General features: G+C 62.9%; 17 protein-coding genes. 6 read left to right on the top strand and 11 right to left on the bottom strand.

The features are described from left to right. Positions 1-1,281, top strand: coding sequence for a D-amino acid dehydrogenase (locus tag P0D84_RS01280; RefSeq protein WP_408339600.1), 1,281 nt, complete (start codon positions 1-3; stop codon positions 1,279-1,281). Between the two features lie 269 nt (positions 1,282-1,550). Here the strand turns inward: P0D84_RS01280 and P0D84_RS01275 are convergent, their stop codons facing one another. The 3 genes from P0D84_RS01275 to P0D84_RS01265 all read right to left on the bottom strand — a co-directional run bounded on the left by P0D84_RS01275 (position 1,551) and on the right by P0D84_RS01265 (position 8,853). Further along, entirely contained in the window at positions 1,551-3,020 is a 1,470-nt protein-coding gene (locus tag P0D84_RS01275; RefSeq protein WP_408331755.1) for a glutamate synthase subunit beta, read from the bottom strand. A 124-nt stretch (positions 3,021-3,144) separates the two neighbouring features. Further along, complete coding sequence (locus P0D84_RS01270; RefSeq protein WP_408331753.1) at positions 3,145-7,848, bottom strand: glutamate synthase-related protein; 4,704 nt, start codon at positions 7,846-7,848, stop codon at positions 3,145-3,147. Between the two features lie 297 nt (positions 7,849-8,145). After that, positions 8,146-8,853, bottom strand: coding sequence for a transposase (locus P0D84_RS01265; protein ID WP_054036587.1), 708 nt, complete (start codon positions 8,851-8,853; stop codon positions 8,146-8,148). A gap of 187 nt (positions 8,854-9,040) precedes the next feature. Here P0D84_RS01265 and P0D84_RS01260 point away from each other — a divergent pair, with 187 nt between their 5' ends. Further along, positions 9,041-9,766, top strand: a complete 726-nt coding sequence (locus P0D84_RS01260) for an OmpW/AlkL family protein (RefSeq protein WP_408331751.1) — start codon at positions 9,041-9,043, stop codon at positions 9,764-9,766. A 338-nt stretch (positions 9,767-10,104) separates the two neighbouring features. Then, positions 10,105-10,485, top strand: coding sequence for an ElaB/YgaM/YqjD family protein (locus tag P0D84_RS01255; protein WP_408331749.1), 381 nt, complete (start codon positions 10,105-10,107; stop codon positions 10,483-10,485). Between the two features lie 145 nt (positions 10,486-10,630). Here the strand turns inward: P0D84_RS01255 and P0D84_RS01250 are convergent, their stop codons facing one another. From P0D84_RS01250 to pilM, 7 genes are all read right to left on the bottom strand, one after another. Further along, complete coding sequence (locus tag P0D84_RS01250) at positions 10,631-11,833, bottom strand: deoxyguanosinetriphosphate triphosphohydrolase (protein WP_408331747.1); 1,203 nt, start codon at positions 11,831-11,833, stop codon at positions 10,631-10,633. Positions 11,834-11,905: 72 nt separating this feature from the next. Continuing rightward, positions 11,906-12,991: a 3-dehydroquinate synthase gene (aroB, locus tag P0D84_RS01245; protein ID WP_408331745.1), complete on the bottom strand. Its 1,086-nt coding sequence runs from the start codon at positions 12,989-12,991 to the stop codon at positions 11,906-11,908. After that, complete coding sequence (locus P0D84_RS01240; RefSeq protein ID WP_154560936.1) at positions 12,991-13,542, bottom strand: shikimate kinase; 552 nt, start codon at positions 13,540-13,542, stop codon at positions 12,991-12,993. The genes aroB and P0D84_RS01240 overlap by 1 nt, the downstream gene beginning before the upstream one ends. 106 nt (positions 13,543-13,648) lie before the next feature. Beyond that, a complete protein-coding gene (locus P0D84_RS01235; protein WP_408331742.1) occupies positions 13,649-15,316 on the bottom strand; it encodes a type IV pilus secretin PilQ in 1,668 nt (555 codons plus the stop codon). Between the two features lie 284 nt (positions 15,317-15,600). Further along, positions 15,601-16,524, bottom strand: a complete 924-nt coding sequence (locus tag P0D84_RS01230) for a hypothetical protein (RefSeq protein ID WP_408331740.1) — start codon at positions 16,522-16,524, stop codon at positions 15,601-15,603. Then, on the bottom strand, positions 16,521-17,234 hold the full coding sequence (locus tag P0D84_RS01225) for a fimbrial assembly protein (protein ID WP_408339599.1): 714 nt from the start codon (positions 17,232-17,234) through the stop codon (positions 16,521-16,523). The genes P0D84_RS01230 and P0D84_RS01225 overlap by 4 nt, the downstream gene beginning before the upstream one ends. Further along, positions 17,234-18,226 carry a type IV pilus biogenesis protein PilM gene (gene pilM / locus P0D84_RS01220; protein WP_408331738.1) on the bottom strand — a complete coding sequence of 331 codons (993 nt, stop codon included), beginning with the start codon at positions 18,224-18,226 and terminating at the stop codon, positions 17,234-17,236. The genes P0D84_RS01225 and pilM overlap by 1 nt, the downstream gene beginning before the upstream one ends. A gap of 253 nt (positions 18,227-18,479) precedes the next feature. On the opposite strand from pilM, the gene P0D84_RS01215 reads away from it, so the two are divergent. Next, complete coding sequence (locus tag P0D84_RS01215) at positions 18,480-20,879, top strand: penicillin-binding protein 1A (protein ID WP_408331736.1); 2,400 nt, start codon at positions 18,480-18,482, stop codon at positions 20,877-20,879. 96 nt (positions 20,880-20,975) lie between these two features. On the opposite strand, the gene cyaY is transcribed toward P0D84_RS01215, so the two are convergent. Next, positions 20,976-21,293: an iron donor protein CyaY gene (gene cyaY, locus P0D84_RS01210; RefSeq protein WP_211633109.1), complete on the bottom strand. Its 318-nt coding sequence runs from the start codon at positions 21,291-21,293 to the stop codon at positions 20,976-20,978. A gap of 35 nt (positions 21,294-21,328) precedes the next feature. Between cyaY and lptM the strand changes: the two genes are divergently transcribed. Both lptM and lysA read left to right on the top strand, forming a co-directional pair. Further along, a complete protein-coding gene (gene lptM, locus P0D84_RS01205; RefSeq protein WP_408331733.1) occupies positions 21,329-21,682 on the top strand; it encodes an LPS translocon maturation chaperone LptM in 354 nt (117 codons plus the stop codon). A 9-nt stretch (positions 21,683-21,691) separates the two neighbouring features. Next, positions 21,692-22,954 (top strand): diaminopimelate decarboxylase, encoded by a 1,263-nt coding sequence (gene lysA, locus P0D84_RS01200; RefSeq protein ID WP_408331731.1) that lies wholly within the window; start codon positions 21,692-21,694, stop codon positions 22,952-22,954. Positions 22,955-22,994 lie beyond the last annotated feature (40 nt).

Here is a 22,994-nt window from a genome sequence, read left to right as displayed (position 1 = left end):
CTGCGGTACACACACATGAAAACGATTGTTCTGGGAGGCGGCGTGATTGGCGTCGCCACCGCGTTTTATCTGCGCCAGCAAGGTTGCGACGTCACCGTGATCGAGCGCGAGCCGGACGTCGCGCTCTCCACCAGTTTCGGCAACGCCGGCGTGATCGCGCCGGGCTATGTGACGCCGTGGGCCGCGCCCGGCATGCCGACGAAAATACTCAAGTATCTGTTCAAGCCGGCCTCGCCGCTGATCTTCCGCCCGACCTTCGATCCGGCTCAATGGCGTTGGATCGCGCGCTGGCTGCGCGAATGCGACCTCGAACGCTTTCGCGTCAACAAGCAGCGCATGCAACGCATCGCTTATTACAGCCGGGAATGTCTGCACGAATTCCGTGGCCGTCATCCGTTCGACTATGGCCGCAGCCAGGGCTATCTGCAGTTGTTCCGCAGCGAGTACGACGTCGAACTCGCGCAGCCGGCGTTAGCTGTTCTGCGCGACGCGGGGATCGTGCATCGTGAAGTGAGCGCGGCGCAATGCGTCGAGATCGAACCGGGTTTGCGCTGGGCGCGTCAGACGCCGCTCTCGGGTCTCTATCTCCCCGACGACGAAGCCGGCGATTGCGCCCGCTTCACCCGCGAACTGCGTGCGATCTGCGAGCGCAATGGCGTGCGGTTTCGCTTCGACACTCGCGTGGCGGGGCTCGATGTAGAACGCAATGCGGTGCGTGGCGTGCGGATCGAAAGCGAGCGTGGCAACGAGACGGTGCAAGCGGATGCGGTGGTGGTGGCGCTGGGCGTCGACAGTGCGGCGCTGCTCGCGCCACTCGGCGTGAAGGTACCGCTCTACCCGGTCAAAGGCTATTCGGCGACGCTGCCCGTCACCGATGAAGAAAAAGCCCCGCGCGCGGCGCTGATGGACGAATCGCTGAAAACGGCGATCACGCGCTTCGGCAACAACCTGCGCGTGGCGGGCACGGCGGAACTCGGCAATCGCCAGACCACGTTACGCGAACAGGCGTTGCAGACGCTGATGAAAGTCCTCGGCGACTGGTTTCCGCACGCGGCCAATCCCACCTCCGCGCACTTCTGGGTGGGCCGCCGTCCGATGACGCCCGATGGCGCGCCGTTGCTTGGTCCGTCAGGTGTGGACAAGCTTTGGCTGAACCTCGGACATGGCTCGACGGGTTGGGCGATGTCGATGGGTTCGGGCCGGGTGGTCGCGGATTTGATTACGCAGCGCAAACCGGAAATCGATCTGGACGGGCTGACGTTGAACCGGTATCGGAAATAGCCGCGCTGCCTATCGCGGGACGTCACTCGCGACCCAACGCATAGATGGGACGCTCTGCGTGTCGCAGAACGGAAAAGCCGGGTCACCCTCTCAGGTGCCCGGCTTTGTTTTTTACCGCTTTGGTGTACCGCTTATGTACCGCCTTGTCGTCCCCACCTCGTCCTGCAAGCATTAGCTGGGTTCTACGCCTTGAAGCGGAAACCAGCAGCAACGATGTTGCATGGGACCAGAGTAAGCGCTAAAGCGCTAACTCTGGTCGACAGACGACATTAGCGCGGCAGTTCCGAATGCCCCATCAGGAAGGCGTCGACCGAACGTGCGCACTGACGGCCTTCGCGAATCGCCCACACCACCAGCGACTGGCCACGACGCATATCGCCCGCCGTGAATACCTTGTCCACCGACGTGTAATACGCCTTGTCGCCTTCAGTCGCGGCACGCACGTTGCCACGCGCGTCCTTGTCGACACCGAATGCCTCGAGCACTGGCGACACCGGCTGCGTGAAGCCCATGGCCAGCAACACCAGATCGGCCTTCATTTCGAATTCCGAGTTCGGCACTTCCTGCATCTTGCCGTCCTTCCATTCGACACGCGCGGCGATCAGCTTCTCGACCTTGCCGTTCTTGCCTTCGAGACGTTTGGTCGCCACCGCCCAATCGCGCTCGCAGCCTTCATCATGCGACGACGACGTACGCAACTTGATCGGCCAGTACGGCCAAACCAAAGGCTTGTTCTCTTCTTCCGGCGGTTGCGGCAGCAGCTCGAATTGCGTAACGCTCTTCGCGCCATGACGATTCGACGTGCCGACGCAGTCTGAACCCGTATCGCCGCCACCGATCACGACCACATGCTTGCCCTTGGCGAGCAACTGGTTCGCGACCTTGTCGCCGGCGTTGACCTTGTTCTGCTGCGGCAGGAATTCCATCGCGTAGTGGATGCCTTCCAGCTCACGGCCGGGCACCGGCAAATCGCGTGGCGTTTCCGAACCGCCGGCAATCACCACCGCGTCGAACTGTTCTTTCAGTTCGGCCGGCGTGATGGTTTCCTTCGCGGTATTGCCGATGTACTCCGGCAGCGAATCCGCCCGGCCGATGAACACGTTGGCGCGGAACGTCACGCCTTCGGCTTCCATCTGGCGCATGCGGCGGTCGATCAACCACTTCTCCAGCTTGAAGTCGGGAATGCCGTAACGCAGCAAACCACCAATGCGGTCGTTCTTTTCGAACACGGTGACATCGTGCCCCGCGCGCGCGAGTTGCTGCGCGACGGCCAAACCGGCGGGGCCTGATCCGACCACGGCGACCTTCTTGCCGGTCTTGTGCTTCGGCGGCAGGGGTGCGACCCAACCTTGCGCCCACGCTTTGTCGATGATCGCGTGTTCGATCGACTTGATGCCGACTGCGTCGTCGTTAATGCCGAGCGTACATGCCGCTTCGCACGGCGCCGGGCAGATGCGGCCCGTGAACTCGGGGAAGTTGTTGGTGGAGTGCAGCACTTCAATCGCGTTCTTCCAGTCCTGACGAAACACCAGGTCGTTGAAGTCCGGAATGATGTTGTTCACCGGGCAGCCGTTGTTGCAGAACGGAATGCCGCAGTCCATACAACGCGCGCCTTGAATCTTCGCTTCGTCGTCGGTCAGGGCCGCGACGAATTCCTTGTAGTGCTTCACACGCGTGAGCGGAGCTTCGTACGCCTCGTGGCGGCGCTCGAACTCGAGAAAACCGGTTGCCTTGCCCATGTGGTTCTCTTCTCTATCTGTATCAGGTGGGTGATCTTCACCCGCCGCGCGGACCGATTGAACGGTGAGGCGCGGCGGGTACGGCTAAATGTGACGTCTTCTGTGCTGGTGAGCAGTGGAGCGATTAAGCGGCGAGTACTTCCTTGTTCGCCTTCTTCGCTGCCATCTCGCCCAGCGCGCGCTTGTATTCGGTCGGGAACACCTTCACGAATTGACGGCGCGACGCATCCCAGTTTTCGAGCAACGCCTTTGCACGCGGCGAACCCGTGAACTGGAAGTGACTTTCGATGAGACCCTTGAGCAGGGCTTCGTCGGTCGTGCCGGTGTGCCACAAGCTCTTGTCGACCGTGCGTTCCTGTTCGGCCTGTTGCAGGACCGGATCGAGCGCGACCATCGACTTGTTGCACTTGCCCGCGAACGTGCTGTCCGGATCGAACACGTAGGCAATACCGCCCGACATACCCGCCGCGAAGTTACGGCCCGTTTCGCCGAGCACGATTACCGTGCCGCCCGTCATGTATTCGCAACCGTGGTCGCCCGTGCCTTCGACAACCGCCGTCGCACCCGAGTTACGCACGCAGAAACGCTCGCCGGCGACGCCGCGGAAGAACGCTTCGCCTTCGATCGCGCCGTACATCACCGTGTTGCCGCAGATGATGTTCTCTTCCGACTTGCCGCGGAAATCGTTGGTCGGACGAATGATGATGCGGCCGCCCGAGAGCCCCTTGCCGACGTAGTCGTTACCGTCGCCGACGAGATCCAGCGTGATGCCCTTGGCGAGGAAGGCGCCGAAGCTCTGACCCGCGGTGCCCTTCAACTGGATGTGAATCGTGTCGTCAGGCAGGCCGTCGTGGCCGTATTTCTTCGCGATCGTGCCGGACAGCATGGCGCCGACCGTACGGTTCACGTTGCGCACCGGCTGGATGAACGAGACGTGCTCGCCCTTCTCGATCGCGGCCTTCGCTTTCTCGATCAGCACGTGATCCAGTGCCTTCTCGAGACCGTGGTCCTGCACGCCGACGTGCTTGCGTGCCACTTCGGCCGGCACTTGCGGTTGATAGAACACGCGCGAGAAGTCGAGACCCTTCGCCTTCCAATGTTCGATGCCCTTCTTCATGTCGAGCAACTCGGCATGGCCGATCAGGTCGTCGAACTTGCGGATGCCCAGTTGCGCCATGATTTCGCGCGCTTCTTCCGCAACGAAGAAGAAGAAGTTGACGACGTGTTCCGGCTGACCCTGGAACTTCGCACGGAGCACCGGATCTTGCGTCGCGACGCCGACCGGGCAGGTGTTCAGGTGGCACTTGCGCATCATGATGCAGCCTTCGACAACGAGCGGCGCCGTTGCGAAGCCGAATTCGTCCGCGCCGAGCAGCGCGCCGATCACGACGTCGCGGCCGGTCTTCATCTGACCGTCGGCCTGCACGCGGATACGGCCGCGCAGCTGGTTCAGCACCAACGTTTGCTGCGTTTCAGCCAGGCCCAGCTCCCACGGCGTGCCGGCATGCTTGAGCGACGACAGTGGCGATGCGCCCGTGCCACCGTCCGTGCCGGCGATCACGACGTGATCCGCCTTCGCCTTGGCAACACCCGCTGCCACCGTGCCGACGCCCGATTCCGACACCAGCTTCACCGACACGCTCGCCGCCGAGTTGGCGTTCTTCAGGTCGTGAATCAGCTGCGCCAGATCTTCGATCGAGTAAATGTCGTGGTGCGGCGGCGGCGAGATGAGACCCACGCCCGGCACCGAGTAACGCAGCTTGCCGATGTATTCCGACACCTTGTGGCCCGGCAACTGACCGCCTTCGCCCGGCTTCGCGCCTTGCGCCATCTTGATCTGGATCTGATCAGCCGACGCGAGGTATTCCGCCGTCACACCGAAACGGCCCGACGCCACCTGCTTGATCTTCGAGCGCAGCGAATCGCCGTCCTTCAGCGGAATGTCGACGATCACTTCATCGCCGATCACCGACTTCATCGTGTCGCCGTTCTTGATCGGAATGCCGCGCAGTTCGTTGCGATAACGGTTCACGTCCTCGCCGCCTTCGCCGGTGTTCGACTTGCCGCCGATGCGGTTCATCGCAACAGCCAGCGTGGCGTGGGCTTCGGTCGAGATCGAGCCCAGCGACATCGCGCCGGTGGCGAAACGCTTGACGATGTCCTTCGCCGATTCCACTTCGTCGAGCGGGATCGCCCTGGTCGGATCGAACTTGAATTCGAACAGGCCGCGGAACGTCATGTGGCGCTTGGTCTGATCGTTGATCAGATGCGCGTATTCCTTGTACGTCTGATACGAGTTGCTGCGCGCCGAGTGTTGCAGCTTGGCGATCGCATCCGGCGTCCACATATGTTCTTCGCCGCGCACGCGGTACGCGTACTCGCCGCCCGCGTCGAGCATGTTCGCAAGCACCGGGTTGTCGCCGAACGCATCACGGTGCAGACGGATCGCTTCTTCCGCGACGTCGAACAGGCCGATCCCGCTAACCTTCGACGAGGTGCCCTTGAAGTACTTCTGCACCAGATCTTCAGCCAGACCGACCGCTTCGAAAATCTGCGCGCCGGTGTAGGACATGTAGGTCGAAATGCCCATCTTCGACATGACCTTCTGCAGGCCCTTGCCGACTGCCTTGGTGAAGTTGTAGACCGCCTTTTCCGGCGACAGGTCACCCTTCAGGCCCGCTGCGAGCTGGCCGAGCGTTTCCATCGCGAGGTACGGGTGCACGGCTTCCGCGCCGTAGCCCGCGAGCAACGCGAAGTGGTGCGTTTCACGCGCCGAGCCGGTTTCCACGACCAGGCCCGCGCTCGTGCGCAGACCGTGCTGGACGAGATGCGTGTGGATGGCGGCGGTGGCCAGCAATGCCGGAATCGCGACGTTGTCGCGGTCGGTCTTGCGGTCCGACACGATCAGCATGTTGTAGCCGGACTTGACCGCATCGACGGCTTCCGCGCACAGCGAGGCCAGGCGCGCTTCGATGCCTTCCTTGCCCCACGCCACCGGATAGCAGATGTTCAGTTCATACGAGCTGAACTTGCCGCCCGTGTACTGATCGATCGCGCGGATCTTCGCGATGTCCTTGAAGTCGAGCACCGGCTGCGATACTTCGAGACGCATCGGCGGGTTGATGTTGTTCGTGTCGAGCAGGTTCGGCTTCGGACCGACGAACGACACCAGCGACATCACCATGTTTTCACGGATCGGGTCGATCGGCGGGTTCGTGACTTGCGCGAACAGCTGCTTGAAGTAGTGATAGAGCGTCTTGTTCTTGTTGGACATGACCGCCAGCGGCGAGTCGTTGCCCATCGAACCGACGGCTTCTTCACCGGCTTGCGCCATCGGCGCCATCAGGAACTTGAGGTCTTCCTGGGTGTAGCCGAACGCCTGCTGGCGATCCAGCAAGGCAGCGGGTTCACGGCGTTCCGTCAAGACGTCTTCGGCCTTCGGCTCGATTTCGTCGAGCTTGATCCGCACGGCGTCGATCCAGCTCTTGTACGGCTTGGCGTTCGCGAGGTTGTCCTTCAGTTCCTTGTCGTCGATGATGCGGCCGTGCTCCATGTCGATCAGGAACATCTTGCCCGGCTGCAGACGCCACTTCTTGACGATCTTCGATTCCGGAATCGGCAACGTGCCCGCCTCCGACGCCATGATGACGAGGTCGTCATCAGTGACGATGTAGCGCGCCGGACGCAGGCCGTTACGGTCGAGCGTCGCGCCGATCTGACGGCCGTCGGTGAAGGCGATCGCGGCGGGGCCGTCCCACGGCTCCATCATCGCGGCGTGGTATTCGTAGAACGCGCGGCGATTGTCGTCCATCAGCGTGTGCTGTTCCCAGGCTTCCGGGATCATCATCATCATGGCGTGGACGAGCGGATAGCCGGCCATCACCAGCAGTTCGAGACAGTTGTCGAACGAGGCGGTGTCCGATTGGCCCGGATAGATCAGCGGCCACAGCTTGGGCAGATCGTCGCCGAGCACGTGCGACGCAATCGCGCCGGTACGGGCGTTCAGCCAGTTGACGTTGCCCTTCACCGTGTTGATTTCGCCGTTGTGGGCGATCATGCGGTACGGGTGAGCCAGTTCCCACGCCGGGAACGTGTTGGTCGAGAAGCGTTGGTGCACCAGCGCCAGCGCCGACACGGTGCGCTCGTCCTGCAGGTCGCGGTAATACACGCCGACCTGACCGGCCAGCAACAGGCCTTTGTAGACGACCGTGCGCGCCGAGCAGGACGGCACGAAGTATTCCTTGCCGTGCTTGAGCTTGAGCGCCTGGATGCGGTGGCTGGCGGTCTTGCGGATGATGTACAGCTTCCGCTCGAGCGCGTCGGTCACCATGATGTCCTTGCCGCGGCCGATGAAGATCTGGCGGATCAGCGGCTCGCTCGCCTTGACGGTGGGCGAAATCGGCATGGTGTGGTCGACCGGCACATCGCGCCAGCCCAGCACGACCTGGCCTTCGGCCTTCACCGTGCGTTCCAGTTCCTGTTCGCAGGCGAGACGCGAAGCGTGTTCCTTCGGCAGGAAGACCATGCCGACGCCGTATTCGCCGTGCGGCGGCAACACGACGCCCTGCTTGGCCATTTCCTCACGATAGAAACCGTCCGGAATCTGGATCAGGATGCCGGCACCGTCGCCCATCAGCGGGTCGGCGCCGACGGCGCCCCGGTGGTCGAGGTTCTCGAGAATCTTCAGGCCTTGCTCGATGATCTCGTGGCTTTTCTTGCCCTTGATATGGGCAACGAAGCCGACGCCACAGGCGTCATGTTCGTTTTGCGGGTCGTACAGGCCTTGCGCGGCGGGAACCGGGTGAGCGGGTTGCTGGGGGTCGTTCATGGGGACACCGTCTGTGAGGGGCCGGACAGGCCGTTAAACCGTTTTTCTATTGCCGCAGTTCGCACCGCAACCACGTCGGCGAGCTCAGTACGCGTGATGTTACGCATATCAAAAAGCGCCGGAATTCGGAATATACGCGACGAATCAATGGAATAGCAAATAAAACGTGATGGTTGATCCCTAATTATCAAGTTGGTGCATTGCGGTCGTTTTTTATTGGTGCCACATCATAAAAGTGCAAAAGAAAACGGCATTCGAAAATGCCGTTCGGGGTGAAGCCGCTTGATTTGAAACGCTTTATTGTGTCTGGGGCGTTTCGCGCACCTTGCGCGGCCGCCCGCGTGGCAGCGGCGATACGCGCCGGTTAGCGGCCCGCGCGGCCCATTCGCGGTAGGTATCGCTGCCCAGAACCCAGCCTTTCAGGGTGGCCTGCTGAAGCTGACTGGCTTCACGTTCGTCGAGCGGCTGCTCGCACAGTTCGCGGTAAGCGCGCTGCCGTTCGAACGGCGTGTTGCCGAGCGACCAGTACAACGGGTGGTCGGTAATCAGGCTGTCGAGTGTCAGGCCGATGTGATGGCGGTAGCTCGACCAGCGATAGTCCTCGGGCGCGCTCACCAGCCCCGCGCGCACCGGCGACATCTCGACAACGCGGCTTGCCAGCAGGAAATAGCGCTCGCCTTCGATCACGGTGGCGCGATAGCGGCCCTCCCACAGCGTGCCGCGGCGCGCGTAACGCCGGTTGAAATGCGCTACGTAGCGGCGCCCTACGGCCTGCATCGCCTTCGGCAGGCTCGACTCCTCGGTCGGCGTGACGAGCAGTTGCACCGAGCCCGGCATCAACGCATACGCGTGGATGGACAGATGATGGTCGCGTGAAGCCGCTTTCAAACAGTCGATGAAAAGCTCGTAGTCCTGGTCGTCGACGAATGCGGGTTGCTGATCGAGTCCGCGGAGAATGACGTGTTGCGGCTGGTCAGGGACATAAAGACGTGCAAGCCGTGCCATGCTGGAGTATCCAATAGTCGCGTTGGTACATACCCGAAGGTCCGAAGAACCGCGCGCGCCCGGGGTTCGGCGCAGCACGGCTAAGCCAGAAACCGCGCGGAGCCTAGGGAGAAAGCTCTAACCGCCGCGTATGGTTTGTTTCAAACGTTGTAGTCATAATGAGCGGGCCTTTTTTGGAGGAGCACATATGAAATTAAAACAGGCCGTAACGGGGATCGCGGCGCTAGCCTGTATGACAACAGCAGCGCACGCGCAATCGGCCGGAAGCTTTTACGTCACGTCAGGCTGGTTCCATCTTGCGCCTCAATCGAGCAGCGAGCCGCTGAGAGTGACAAGCGTAGGGGGCAGCCCGACCAACCTCCCCCAAGCCAACACCGGTGCATCACTCAGTTCAGCTGACACGCTTGGCTTCACTGCCGGTTACTTCATCACAGACCACATCGCTACCGAGTTCGTGATCGGCGTCCCGCCTTCGTTCGACCTGAACGGCACGGGCAACCTCGAACAATTCGGCAAGCTCGGTGAGGCGAAACAGTGGAGCCCGACTCTGCTGTTCAAGTACTACTTCAACGCCCCGACCGCTACGTTCCGTCCATATCTCGGCGTTGGTGTGAGCCGCATCTGGTTCACCGACGAAAAGATCACCAATGGCGCGTTCGAGGCAAGTGTTCTGCATGGTCCGACCAGCGTGTCTACGGATAGTTCGTGGGAGCCGGTGTTTAATGCGGGTTTCACCTATGCGTTCAACCAGCACTGGTTCGCGGGCGTCTCGATCTCGTACCTCCCGCTCAGCACGACTGCCAAACTGAACACCTCCGCCAACACCCCGGCCGGTACGCTGACTGTGCAATCGCAAACCAAGATCAAGCTGAACCCGATCGTTAGCTACGTCAACATCGGTTACCGTTTCTAACGCGTCACGAAATTGGGGCCGTTAAGTTAGGGTAGTCGAATTTTCGTGGCTTGGACAACGCCGTCATGCATTCAATGACGGCGTTTTTTTGATTGGCGCGCGTGGCATGACGGTTTGCGGCGTGCGGAGCCTACTTCAGCACGCTTGCGGCAGCATTTGTAAATTTCACCCGTCTTCCAGCTGGCTTGTGCAATATCTGCTGAGGAATGTGGGGCGGCGCCACGGTGTACAGGGGTTGCGGGTTTGGCACCGAAGTTGCGTTCCCATGGTGTTTCCTGCGTGACAACGCGTGTCTGCGTGACAGCGCGGGACCCTTCATCCTCATCGACGGAGCGACCATGACAGCACTTCCGAACACGCGAGACGCCCTCGGCGAATCCTGGACCAGCACCAGCCGCCGTGCGCGGCGTATCGCTCGCCATAGCCGCCATGCGGCCGAAGATATCGCAGACGAACTGCGCAACTTGATGTCGGAATTGGAATCCACTCTGGCGGACGGCACCCAGGCAGACGCCGTTGCGCTGCGCGGCAAATTGCGTAAGCAACTCGACGCCGCGCGTGCCCGTTTGAACGACACCCGCGAAGCCGTTCGCGAACGCGCCGAAGTCGCGATCGCCGATGCTGACGATTACGTGCATGAGAATCCGTGGCAGACGGTGGCGATCGTGGGCGGCGTTGCGCTGATCGCGGGCGCGTTGTTCGCGGCGCGGCTGCGCTAGGGCTGCGCCAGGCAAGTTGGGGTAAGCGCGCTGCGCTAGCGCGAAATAACGAACTGGCGGGTCGCCACGGCCGGCAACTTGCCTGGCAAATCATGCCGCCGTACCGGCGCCGGGTTCTGGCGCCGGGTTTTGCCGCTTGGTCCGCTCAGTTGTCGTCGATCACGAACAGCCGCTGGTATTCCTTCACCGCATAGCGATCCGTCATACCCGCGATGTAGTGGGCAATCAGCCGCGGTTGCAGCGATGCATCCGTCGATTGATAGCTGGGTGGCAATAGCCTCGGATCTTCGGTGAACGCATCGAACAGCCCGGCCACCACGCGGCGCGCCTTGTTAGCCATGCGCATGACGCGATAGTGCCGATACAGGTTCTTGAACAGAAAGCGCTTGAGCGCCGCAGCCTGCGCGGCGATCGCTTCGCTATGCGCGACCAGCGGCGGTGCGGCCCGCACATCGTCGAGCGAGACCGGCGCGTGCCTTGCAAGATTGAGCAAGGTCGTATCGATCAGGTCGACAATCAACGTGTTGATAATACGGCGCACCGTCTCGTGAATCAGCCGTCGCCCTTCGATTTGCGGGAAATCGCCGCGCGCCGCCCCGTAGTGGGTCTGCCATAACTCCACTTCGGCAAGCTGTTCCACCGTAAGCAAGCCCGAACGCAAGCCGTCGTCGACATCGTGATTGTTGTACGCGATCTCATCGGCGACGTTGGCGATCTGCGCCTCTATGGAAGGCTGCCGCCCCTCCAGAAAACGCTCGCCGAGCGCGCCGAGCCGCCGCGCGTTCTCGCGCGAGCAGTGCTTAAGAATGCCCTCGCGCGTTTCGAAGCAAAGGTTCAGCCCATTGAACGCGCCGTAGTGCTCCTCCAGATCGTCGACCACCGCGAGGCTTTGCAGGTTGTGCTCGAAGCCGCCGTGTTCGCGCATGCATTCGTTCAGCGCGTCCTGGCCCGCGTGACCGAACGGCGTATGGCCGAGATCGTGCGCCAGCGAAATGGCTTCGACGAGGTCTTCGTTGACGCGCAGATTGCGGGCCACCGAACGGGCGATCTGCGCGACTTCGAGGCTATGGGTGAGTCGCGTGCGAAACAGATCGCCCTCGTGATTGACGAATACCTGCGTTTTGTATTCAAGCCGGCGGAACGCCGTGGAGTGGACGATACGGTCGCGATCGCGCTGGAATTCGGTGCGCGCGCTGGGCGCGGCTTCGGGATAGCAGCGCCCGCGTGATTGGGCGGAATGTGCCGCGTAGGGCGCGAGATGCGCTTCGAGTGCTTCCTGCGCGGGCACGCCGCTCACGGGCGTGCCTGCCGGGCCATGCTTTACATCGTCGCTGCGCCTGTCAGTCACCGGATTCTCCGAAACATGGGCGGCGCCTCGTGACGCTGGTGCGTGAAGCTTTGCTGCAATGCCCTGCCGTTTCTAGACGGCAGCGGCCAGCGTGGCGTGCACCTCGGCGTCGGGCGCCTGGGTGATCAGCGTCTCACCGAAACGCTTCAGCAGAATGAATTTGATCGCGCCGGCTTCTGCCTTCTTGTCGACGCGCATGAGTTCGACGTAACGCGAGTCACCGAGTGCCGGCGCACGCGTAGGCAGATGGGCGGCGACGATCACGTCGACCAGACGCTTGCGCGCGGCTTCGTCGAGATAGCCCATGCGCACTGACAGGTCCGCCGCCATCACCATTCCGCAGCCGACCGCCTCGCCGTGCAGCCACTCGCCGTAGCCAAGCCCGGCTTCGATCGCGTGGCCGAAGGTGTGGCCGAAATTGAGAATCGCGCGCAGTCCGCCTTCGCGCTCGTCCTGCGCCACGACCGACGCCTTGATCTCGCACGAGCGCTTGACCGCCTCGGCCAGCGCTTGCGGCTCGCAGCGATTGAGCGCCTCGATGTTCGCTTCGATCCAGTTGAAGAAACCGGCGTCGGCAATCGCACCGGTCTTGATCACTTCGGCAACGCCTGCTGCCAGTTCGCGCGCCGGCAGCGTGCGCAGCGCGCCGATGTCGGCGATCACGGCCTGTGGCTGGTAGAACGCGCCGATCATGTTCTTGCCGAGCGGATGGTTGATACCGGTCTTGCCACCCACTGACGAATCGACTTGCGACAGCAAGGTGGTCGGCACCTGGATGAACGGCACGCCGCGCATGTAGCAGGCCGCGGCAAAACCCGTCATGTCGCCGATCACGCCGCCGCCGAGAGCGATCAGCGTGGTCTTGCGATCGGCGCGCGAACCCAGCAGCGCGTCGAAAATCAGATTCAGCGTTTCGAGGTTCTTGTACGCTTCGCCGTCCGGCAAAACGACCGTGGAGACCTGCTTGCCGAGCGGCGCAAGCGCCGCGCGCAGTTGGTCGCCGTAAAGCGGCTCGACGGTGGTGTTCGTGACGATCGTGACCGAACTGCCGGCGATATGCGGCGCGAACAACGCGGTCTGGCCGATCAGATCGGCACCGATATGGATGGGGTAGGCGCGCTCGCCCAGTTCGACATTGACGGTAATCATACGGTCCATTATGACGCAGGATGTTTGGCGACGCCGGCCATCTCGAGCTGCATCAGAACCATGTTGACGAGTCCGTTGACAGAAGGCCGGCCGGTTTCGATCACAAAGTGTGCGCATTCCCGGTATAGCGGATCGCGTACTTCGTAGAGCGCTTCGAGGCGCGCTTTGGGGTCTTCGGTCTGCAAAAGCGGGCGGTTCTTGTCGCGCCGGGTGCGTAGCCACAGATCATGTGGATTGGCGCGCAAGTAGATCACCACGCCCCGATTTTGCAGCGCTTCGCGGTTTTCCGGCCGCAGCACCGCGCCGCCGCCCGTGGCCAGCACGATATTCTCGCGCCCCGTCAGGTCGGAAATCACGTGCGCCTCGCGATCGCGAAAGCCCGCTTCGCCTTCCAGCTCGAAGATCACCGGGATGCGCGCGCCCGTACGCGCCTCGATTTCATGATCGGAATCGAAGAACGGGCGATCGAGGCGGCGCGCAATGGCCCGACCCACGGTGGTTTTGCCTGCCCCCATGAGCCCTACAAAAAATACATTGGCGTGTGCGTCCCGCGCTTGCAACGGTGTCCTCTGGCTAATCCGGTATGGTTCGTGCCGCAGCTTACTGGCAAAGCGGCTGCCTTGTCGAGCCTGCAGACCGCCGTTGAACAGCGGCGGCAGCGTGCCCCTAATTTGTCTGAACGACGCGCGGCGTGATGAAAACAGCCAGTTCACTGCGCTGGTCCCGATGGGCCCGATGGCGAAAAAGCGCGCCTAAAACGGGTATTTTGCCCAGGACTGGCACCCGCGTCACATCGTCCCGGTCGTCGGTTGCGTAAATTCCGCCGATCGACACCGTACCACCATCCTCGACTTCGACGCGCGTTTGCACGTGTTTGGTGTTGATCGCGGGCCCGGCGTCGGTCTGTTCGCCAACGCTGTCTTTGGCGACGTCGTGGTCCAGCACCACCCTGCCGTCCGGCATGATTTGCGGCTCGACTTCCAGTTTGAGCGTGGCGCGGCGAAACTGCACGCCCGACACGCCCTGCCCGACTTTCGCCTGGTACGGCAGCTCGGTACCCTGCTCGACAACCGCCTTCATCCGGTCCGCTGTCACGACGCGAGGGCTCGAGACGATTTCACCGCGCCCTTCCGCCTCCAGCGCGCTCAGTTCGATGTTCAGGAGCCGGGTCGCCCCCGCTGCGAATAAGGTCAGCCCGGCAGTGGCGGCGTCAAAACCGGAAATTGGCCGGGCCGACAGATCGTACACGGTGCCGTCCTTGCCGCCCGTCAAGCCCCGGGCGGTGCCGTCAGCGTTGGCGGCTGCCATGGAAAGGCGCACTCCGAGATTGCGCGAAAACCCGTGCTCGCCCTCGACGATACGCGCTTCGATCAATACCTGACGGGTCGGCCGGTCGACGGAGGCAAGCAAGGCTGTGATTTGCGCGAGCCGTGCTTCGAGATCGGTGACGAACAGCAGATTGGTGCGCGGATCGGCCGTCGCAGCACCGCGTTTGGACAGCACGCGCTGGTTGCCGGCGCCGGTCAGCAGACGCCGTACGTCCTCGGCGCGCGCGTAGTGCAGCTCGAACGTGCGGCTTGCGAGCGGCTCAAGATCGGCGGCTCTGGCGTGGGCTTCGAAACGCAGTCGTTCGCGCGCGGCCAGATCCGCGCTCGGCGCGACCCAGATCACGTTGCCGTGGCGCTCCATTGCGAGCCCGTTGACGTCGAGCAAGGTGTCGAACGCGGTGCGCCACGGCACCTTGTCGAGCCGCAATGAAACGGCGCCGCGCACTCTCTCGCTCGCGACGATGTTCAGTCCGGTGAACTGGGCGAACGCGTTGAGCACCGCACCGAGTTCGGCGCGCTGGAAGTTAAGCGAGATCGGTTTGTCGTCGGCGGCGAGTTTGGCGTCGGCAGGCGTTTTCGGTGCGTCGCTCAGGCGTGCGAGCGGAGGCAGCGGCACCGGCGGTCCTTCGAGCGCCGCGGCGCCGGTGAGCTCATCGCGGGCCGCTGCTGCGGTAACGTCGTGGCGGGCCGCGGTTGTGGACCGCCTCGGTAGCGGCACTGAGCCGTCTGCGTCATTGGCCAGGTCGTCGGCCAAGTAGTCGGCGCGGCCAGCCCCGGAGGTTGCCGCCGCTCGCGACATGCCAGACACAGCGCCGGGGTCGGCGTCGGGCTCAACAGCGGAATCGTCGCGGAACGGGTTGGGGATCTCGGCCGCGCTGCCGCGCGGCAGCGGCGGTACGTCGTATCGAGCATCGGGCTGCGTGATGGCTTCGTCGAGCGGCATGTATGCGGGTAGCGGCGGAAGCGGTGGGGTCGAAGCGTGCGCGATGCCGGCGCTTATCACCATACCCGCGACCAGGCTGCGAAGCGGGTTGCGAAGCGGATGGTGAACCGAGCTACGAACCGAACTCTGGACCAAACTGCGAGGCAGGCTGTAAATCGGACTGCGAACCGCACTGTGAGCCAGGCTGCGAACCGGATTGTGAGCCGCCCTGCGAATGGAGCTACCACCGAAGTTGGAAACCGCGCTCCCGCGCATGTTTCCCGGCATCCCGCAACCCACGCCAAAGCCAGACCACACACGAACGCCGGCGCAAGCCGCCGCGGCACCGAACGGCTTCATTAGCCTCATCAGGACGCCTCCGTCAGTGCCAGCGTGCGCATCGCGCCGCCATTGGCCAGCGTGATGCTGAGCGCGTCGAGCCGCGTAACGCGCTCAGTACCGAGTTGCTGCCCGGACACGACCGTGGTCGTGCCATCCGGCGTATCCAGCAAGGCCAGCCCGCGGGTTCGATCGTGCAGCAGGCCGACCAGCCGCAGTTGCGAAGTGCCAGGCTGCTGCTCGCCGGACGCGAGCATCTGCGGAATCGAGAATGGGTCGAAGAAGACGATATCTTCTTCGTCATCCAGATCGAGGCTCTCGTCGGCAAACGCATCCGCAGTAGTAGTTGAAGGCACCGGCCTCAACGCGCTGAATACCTGCAGCGTCGCCCTCACCGCTAACGAAGTGGCCTCGCGGTTGACCGTCACGTCGACCGGAACGATCAGCACCGGCAGGTCCGACAGCCCGCGCAGAAATGCCATCAGGTGGACGAAATCGGTGTGCGCGGTGAGTTGTATCGGACGCATGCTTTCTGCACCTGAACCGGTGGCGGCGCCCGGGTCTACCGAGAGCAACGAGACACTATTCTGCGCCGCCAGTTCAGACACGATGCGCGCATCGTCCGCCGAGGTCCACGGCGCAGACAACGGTCCACCGGGCTTGGCGGCAACTTCCCGGGGTAACGCGGGCAACTGCGTCAACGCGCGGCGCGCATCCGCGAGATGCCGCGTGGCCGCATCCAATGCCGTCCGGCTCGCCTCGACCCCGCCGAGATCGGCCAGAACCCAGCCATGCGCGCCAAGTCCGAACACCAGCGCTGCGATCAGCAATGCGACCGCCCAACGGCGCCGACGACTCCAGGCAGCGAGTGGCAAGCGCACCTGCTTCATCCATTGAGAAAAAGAAAACCGCGCGCTCGCCGCGCCGCCGAACTCGACAAAAGTCGTACTCATTTCGAACCTCCTGATTGTTCAGATTTCATGGGACGTTGCGCAGCGGGGCGTGACAGAAGGGCCGTTTTCCGCGGGGGGTCGTCCCAGCGCAGATGCGCCCCGAATTCGATCGGGCCTGTCGCGCTTGCCACCGCAACCGCGCCGCCGCGTGGTGTCGAGCGATGCAGGTCGCTCACCTCCGCGCCCTTCACGCCGCGGATCGCGCTCAAGCGCTTAAGCCATTCGGCCGACGCGATATGTCCGCGCGAGGTCGCGAGCAACTCCGTCTCATGCTCGCGCTGACGCAACTGCTGTAGCACCACACCGTCACCGGGTTCGAAACTCAATGCATCCAGCAGATCGCGCAAATGCGTGAGCGACTCGGACAACTTCATTGCACGTGCAGCGCCTTTGCGTTGTTCGTCTTGCGCTCGCAACAACCTGGCGTGCTCTGCGAGGGGCATGGCCAGTTCTGTGAGCGATTGTTCGATCGATGCGCGTTGTGCATCGAGCCGCGCTCTTTCGAATGCCTGCCACCCAACTAACGCGAGCACGGCCGCAAAACCGGCAAGCGCCGCGGCAACCCATTCGAGCAAACGCCGTCGACGCGCGAGTTGCGCATTGCGTTGCCGATACGGCAGCAGATTGAAGCCGCCGAGCCGCAGCGATACGCCACGCGTAGAAGTCCGCGTGGCCAGGGCCGCCGGATCCAGACCGGAGAGCGCGCGCATCATTCGAGCACCCCGCGCAACGCAAGCCCAAATGCGACCGCCGCGGTGGGCTCATGCAACAACGGATCGTGCAATTCGCGTACGAGCCCGCCCAGCGCCGCACATTCGAACGGCAGCACCGTGCAGCCCAACACGTCGGCGATATCCGCGATCGAGAAACCCACGCCGTCGAGCAGATCGACCTCGCCGCTCAACAACGCACAGTCGAGTACAGGACCGTGGACGAGGTCACGCAACGCGTCGGCTAGATCAGCATGTTCAGGCGCCGGGTAGCGCATTTCGCCGACCAGGCAGTCGTCGACGATGCGCCAGCCGTACACGCCGTCCGTGCCCACCCAGAGCGCGACATACGGCTCGTGCGGATCGAGCTCGTAGCTGGCCGCGTAGCGCATTGCGCGCAAAGCCGCATGCGGTTCGCCATCGATCGCACTGAGCGAAATGCCGGCCGTCGCTGCGCATTCGATACGCGCTTCGAGATGCTGGCGGGCGGTTGCGGCGATCGTTACCGAACGAATCGGTGAGCGCGTTTCGTCGACGAACCAGTCGACAGCCAATGCATGCCGTTCGAGCCCTGCGATGCGCTCGACTTCGCTCATCACCGCCGGCTCGAGTTCGGCGAGTTCATGGCCGCCGTCTTCCGCACAACCGCTTAGCGCGGCGAGCCGTGTGAGCGGCACGGTGGTGGTCAACGTTGCCGCGGCGGGCAACGCCATCGCGCAGCGCAATGCATGCGCGGCACACGCATGCGGCAGACCGGCGAATGCGTCGCGCAATGCACGCGCCACCGCATGCCGGTCGGCGATCTCCGTGCCGGCCATCGCGCCGGCGCCGAGCGGCACCGTGCTCACGTATTCGATATGCAGCGCGGCAGGTGCGCGCGCATGCTGACTTATCACGACGAGGCGCACCGCCTGCGATCCCACATCGATTCCCGCAGCGAAACGCTGCGCACCGAGTTGCACACCTTGAAGCCACGAATTTTTAAACGTCATCACGCCCTCCCTCTGACTCACGCGACGAACCATTCGAACGCGAGTTACGAGGGAGAATTGTGCGTAGCCGCGCCGCCGCGCGACACTCAGCCAAATGGCTAACGTTGCGCGACGCGCGCCCCGCACGCCATCAAAGCGTCTACAGTGAAGTCATTCCCGCGCGGCGCGCAGCCTTGTCAAGATCTGTCAGTAAGCATGCCGAAAGCTGAAAAGCCGGGCGGCTATAATCGCGGGACTGCTTTTTGGTGTCCATATGCAATCCACGTCTCCTACGTCCCCGCCGCCCGCGCCGCAAAAGCGCAAACGCCCGTTGTGGCTCAAGCTCATCATCGGCTTTGTGGGTTTGATCGTCGCAGGCATTCTGTGTGTGCTGCTGGTGCTCGGCTATGCGCTGGTGGTGGCCACGCCGAACCTGCCGTCGCTCGACGCGCTGACCGACTACCGGCCGAAGGTCCCATTGCGCATCTATACGGCCGACCACGTGCTGATCGGCGAATTCGGCGAAGAGCGGCGCGACATCGTCCATATCCAGGACGTGCCGGATAGCCTGAAGAAAGCCGTGCTGGCAATCGAAGACGCGCGCTTCTACGATCACGGCGGCGTCGACCTCACGGGCATCGCGAGAGCCGGTTTCGTCGCACTGACCAATGGTCACGCCACGCAAGGCGCCAGCACGATCACCATGCAGGTGGCGCGCAATTTCTTCCTTTCGAGTGAGAAGACCTACACGCGCAAGATCTACGAGATGCTGCTCGCGTACAAGATCGAGTCGAAACTGACGAAAGATCAGATTCTCGAGGTGTATATGAATCAGATCTATCTCGGTCAGCGCGCGTATGGCTTTGCGAGTGCGGCGCGGGTGTACTTCGGTAAAGATCTGAAGGATCTGACGCTGGCGGAATCGGCCATGCTGGCGGGCCTGCCGAAAGCGCCGTCCGCATATAACCCGGTGGTCAATCCGAAACGCGCGAAGATTCGTCAGGAGTACATTCTGCAGCGCATGCACGAACTGCACTACATCACTCAGGAACAATACGACGAGGCGAGCAAGCAGCCACTCGTCGTCAAGGGCGCGGGCAAGGAGTTCAGCGTGCACGCGGAGTACGTCGCGGAAATGGTGCGGCAGATGATGTACGCGCAGTATCGCGAAGAGGCGTACACGCGCGGCCTGAACGTCGTGACCACCATCGACTCGGCCGATCAGGACGTCGCTTACCGGGCGTTGCGCAAAGGTCTGATGGACTACGAACGGCGCCACGGCTATCGCGGCCCCGAAGCGTTCATCGATTTGCCCTCCGATGCGGACGACCGCGAACAGGCCATCGACGACGCGTTGCTCGAGCACCCCGACAACGGCGAAATCATTGCCGCGGTGGTGACGGCGGCGAGCCCGAAGCAGGTGCAGGCCACTTTCATCGACGGCAACGTCGCGACCATTCAGGGCGACGGCCTGCGCTTCGCGCAGTTCGCGCTAGGCGCGCGTGCGCAGCCGAATCAACGCGTGCGGCCCGGCGCGATCATTCGCCTCGTGAAGAATGACGACGGCAACTGGTCGATCACGCAGTTACCGCAAGTGGAAGGCGCATTCATTTCGGTGGTGCCGCAAGACGGCGCGATTCGTGCGCTGGTCGGCGGCTTCGACTTCAACAAGAACAAGTTCAACCACGTAACCCAGGCGTGGCGTCAGCCGGGTTCGAGCTTCAAGCCGTTCATCTACTCAGCCTCGCTTGAAAAGGGACTCGGACCGGCCACGGTGATCAATGACGCGCCGCTCTTTTTCAGCGCCGCGGAGACAGGCGGTCAGGCGTGGGAACCGAAGAACTATGGCGGGGGTTTCGACGGTCCGATGACCATGCGCACCGCGCTGCAGAAATCGAAGAATCTCGTGTCGATTCGCATCCTGAACCAGATCGGCACCAAGTACGCGCAGCAATACATCACGCGTTTCGGCTTCGATGCGGATCGTCACCCGGCCTATCTGCCGATGGCGCTCGGCGCCGGTCTCGTCACGCCCTTGCAGATGGCCGGCGCATTCTCGGTGTTTGCTAACGGCGGCTATCGCGTCAACCCGTATCTGATCGCCGAAGTCACCGACCAGCGCGGTATCGTCGTGGCGCACGCGCAACCGCTGGTCGCCGCGCAGAGCGCGCCGCACGCGATCGAACCGCGCAATGCGTATGTGATGAACAGCCTGCTGCAAAGCGTCGCGCAACGGGGCACGGGCGCGAAGACCAACGTGTTGAAGCGTACCGATCTCGGCGGCAAGACCGGCACCACCAACGATTCGCGCGACGCCTGGTTCGCCGGCTATCAGCACACGCTCACGGCCATTGCGTGGATCGGCTACGACAACCCGCGCAGTCTCGGCGATAAGGAAACCGGCGGTGGCCTCGCGTTGCCGGTGTGGGTCGATTACATGGCGCGCGCGCTCAAAGGCGTACCGGAGTACAAGATGCCGATGCCGGGCGGCGTGACTCAACTGGGCTCAGAGCTGTATTTTGACGACTTCACGCCCGGCAACGGTTTCGTCGCGACGGTCGGCGTCAGTCAGGCGGCGTTGGATGCCGACGCGAGCGGTGCATCCGCGGCGGCGCCCGAGCAAGTCGGCGAGCAGGAAAAGCAGGACATCATGAATCTGTTCCGCGGGCACTGAAAGCGCTTCCGCGAGGGAGGCTCCAAAGTCCGTCGAAAAAAAACGCCGCGCTGGATGCGCGGCGGTTTCATTTGGGCGGTGGCTTCGGTGGTGGCTTTACGCTTCGAAGTGAACCGGCTCGCCAGCCTGTTGCGTCGCGTACTCCGACAGCGCGGCAAAAAACTCCGTGCCGCTGCGGGTATCGCGCCACTCACCGTCGACGAAACGGAAGTGAAAACCGCCCGCTTTCGCGGCGATCCAGATTTCGCTCATCGGCGGCTGCAGATTGACGATGATCTTCGTGCGGTTCTCGAATTCGAGGGTCAGGACATTGCCGCTGCGCTCGAGTTCGATGTCGGCTTCCGTGTCGTCGAGCGCGCGTTCGATGGCGGCTAGCGCGGCTTCCGCGCGGGTCAGGTAATCACTATCGGACATGCTAAACTCCATCGATTATTTATTCAGGGACAGTCATGCGAGTCGTATCTCGGATGCGCGCGGCAGTGCCCGGCCGCGCGATTGTAGCGGGTTTAGCCATTCTCGCAGGTTGTGCACTTGCCGGCTGCGGGCAACGCGGTTCGCTCTATTTGCCCACCGTGCCGCCGCTGCCGGCCAAGCCGATCGATCGCACGCAACTGCCGTCGTCACCGTCATCAGATGAAGTGAAACCGGGCGCGGAAAACGCGTCGCCGACTGGTGAGGTACCCGACACTTCTGGCGCGCCGCTGTCGTTGTCGCCGGAAAGCGAACTCGCCGCGCCGCCCGCGTCTGCCGCATCCTCGGCTTTGCCTGCGCAACCTGCCTCCGCCGTCACTCCTGTTCAATAAGACTCTCGCATGACTCGATCCGCATTTGACTACGTCGACGGCGTGTTGCACGCCGAAGGCGTGTCCGCCGTCTCACTCGCCGAACAGTTCGGCACGCCGCTGTACGTGTATTCGCGCGCCGCGCTCACCGAAGCATGGAACGCCTACGCGGGCGCTTGCGCCGGCCGCCGCGCAACCGTGCATGTCGCCGTCAAGGCCAATAGCAATCTCGCGGTGCTGAATGTGTTCGCGCGCCTCGGTGCCGGCTTCGACATCGTGTCGGGCGGCGAACTGGCGCGCGTGCTGGCTGCCGGCGGCAAAGCGGAAAACACCGTGTTTTCCGGCGTCGGCAAGCACGCGGACGAGATGCGTCAGGCACTCGCGGCCGGCGTCAAATGCTTCAACGTCGAATCGATTCCCGAGCTCGACCGCCTGAATACGGTGGCCGCGGAAATGGGCAAGAAGGCGCCCGTCTCGCTGCGCGTGAATCCTGATGTCGACGCGAAAACGCATCCGTATATTTCCACTGGCCTGAAGTCGAACAAATTCGGCGTCGCGTTCGAAGACGCGCGGGCAACCTATCAAGCCGCCGCGGCGATGACGCATCTCGAGGTGGTCGGCATCGACTGCCATATCGGCTCGCAGATCACTGAAGTCGCACCGTATCTGGACGCGGTCGACAAGGTGTTGGAACTGGTCGAACAGATCGAACAGGACGGCGTGAAGATTCGCCACATCGACGTAGGCGGCGGTCTCGGCATCACGTATGACGACGAAACCCCGCCGGAAATCGGCAACTTCGTGCGCACCGTGCTGGATCGCATCGAAGCGCGCGGCCACGGGCATCGCGAGGTGTATTTCGAGCCGGGCCGTTCACTGGTCGGCAATGCGGGTGTGCTGCTGACGCGCGTCGAGTTTCTGAAGCCAGGCGCCGAGAAGAACTTCGCTATCGTCGATGCAGCGATGACCGATCTCGCACGCCCTGCGATGTACGAGGCCTATCATGCAATCGAGGCTGTCGTTCAGCGCGACGTGCCCGCTCACGTGTACGACGTGGTCGGCCCGGTTTGCGAGAGCGGCGACTGGCTGGGTCGTGAGCGTCTGCTGGCGGTCGAACCGGGCGATCTGCTGGCGATTCGCTCGGCAGGCGCGTATGGCTTCGTGATGAGCTCGAACTACAACACCCGTCCGCGTGCGGCCGAGGTAATGGTTGATGGTACACAAGGGCATGTCGTTCGCGCTCGTGAAGAGGTCAAGCAGCTGTTTGCGGGCGAGACGATTTTGCCGGCGTAAACGTCAGAGCTTTGGCTCTTCCATGAAAAAAGGCGATGCC

Source organism: Paraburkholderia sp. RL17-337-BIB-A, from assembly GCF_046025895.1.
GTDB lineage: Bacteria > Pseudomonadota > Gammaproteobacteria > Burkholderiales > Burkholderiaceae > Paraburkholderia > Paraburkholderia fungorum_C.
The sequence above is the reverse complement of the archived record's forward strand: the minus strand, read 5'-3'. Positions and strand labels throughout refer to the sequence as shown.

What these genes read in the sequence shown, in the direction of transcription:
- lysA (WP_408331731.1), top strand. Translation starts at nt 21,692, where the DNA reads ATGACTCGATCCGCATTTGACTACGTCGACGGCGTGTTGCACGCCGAA.
- P0D84_RS01225 (WP_408339599.1), bottom strand. Translation starts at nt 17,234, where the DNA reads ATGCGCGCGCTCTCCGGTCTGGATCCGGCGGCCCTGGCCACGCGGACT.
- P0D84_RS01235 (WP_408331742.1), bottom strand. Translation starts at nt 15,316, where the DNA reads ATGGTGATAAGCGCCGGCATCGCGCACGCTTCGACCCCACCGCTTCCG.
- cyaY (WP_211633109.1), bottom strand. Translation starts at nt 21,293, where the DNA reads ATGTCCGATAGTGATTACCTGACCCGCGCGGAAGCCGCGCTAGCCGCC.
- P0D84_RS01230 (WP_408331740.1), bottom strand. Translation starts at nt 16,524, where the DNA reads ATGAGTACGACTTTTGTCGAGTTCGGCGGCGCGGCGAGCGCGCGGTTT.
- P0D84_RS01270 (WP_408331753.1), bottom strand. Translation starts at nt 7,848, where the DNA reads ATGAACGACCCCCAGCAACCCGCTCACCCGGTTCCCGCCGCGCAAGGC.
- P0D84_RS01260 (WP_408331751.1), top strand. Translation starts at nt 9,041, where the DNA reads ATGAAATTAAAACAGGCCGTAACGGGGATCGCGGCGCTAGCCTGTATG.
- P0D84_RS01275 (WP_408331755.1), bottom strand. Translation starts at nt 3,020, where the DNA reads ATGGGCAAGGCAACCGGTTTTCTCGAGTTCGAGCGCCGCCACGAGGCG.
- aroB (WP_408331745.1), bottom strand. Translation starts at nt 12,991, where the DNA reads ATGGACCGTATGATTACCGTCAATGTCGAACTGGGCGAGCGCGCCTAC.
- P0D84_RS01215 (WP_408331736.1), top strand. Translation starts at nt 18,480, where the DNA reads ATGCAATCCACGTCTCCTACGTCCCCGCCGCCCGCGCCGCAAAAGCGC.
- pilM (WP_408331738.1), bottom strand. Translation starts at nt 18,226, where the DNA reads ATGACGTTTAAAAATTCGTGGCTTCAAGGTGTGCAACTCGGTGCGCAG.
- P0D84_RS01255 (WP_408331749.1), top strand. Translation starts at nt 10,105, where the DNA reads ATGACAGCACTTCCGAACACGCGAGACGCCCTCGGCGAATCCTGGACC.
- lptM (WP_408331733.1), top strand. Translation starts at nt 21,329, where the DNA reads ATGCGAGTCGTATCTCGGATGCGCGCGGCAGTGCCCGGCCGCGCGATT.
- P0D84_RS01265 (WP_054036587.1), bottom strand. Translation starts at nt 8,853, where the DNA reads ATGGCACGGCTTGCACGTCTTTATGTCCCTGACCAGCCGCAACACGTC.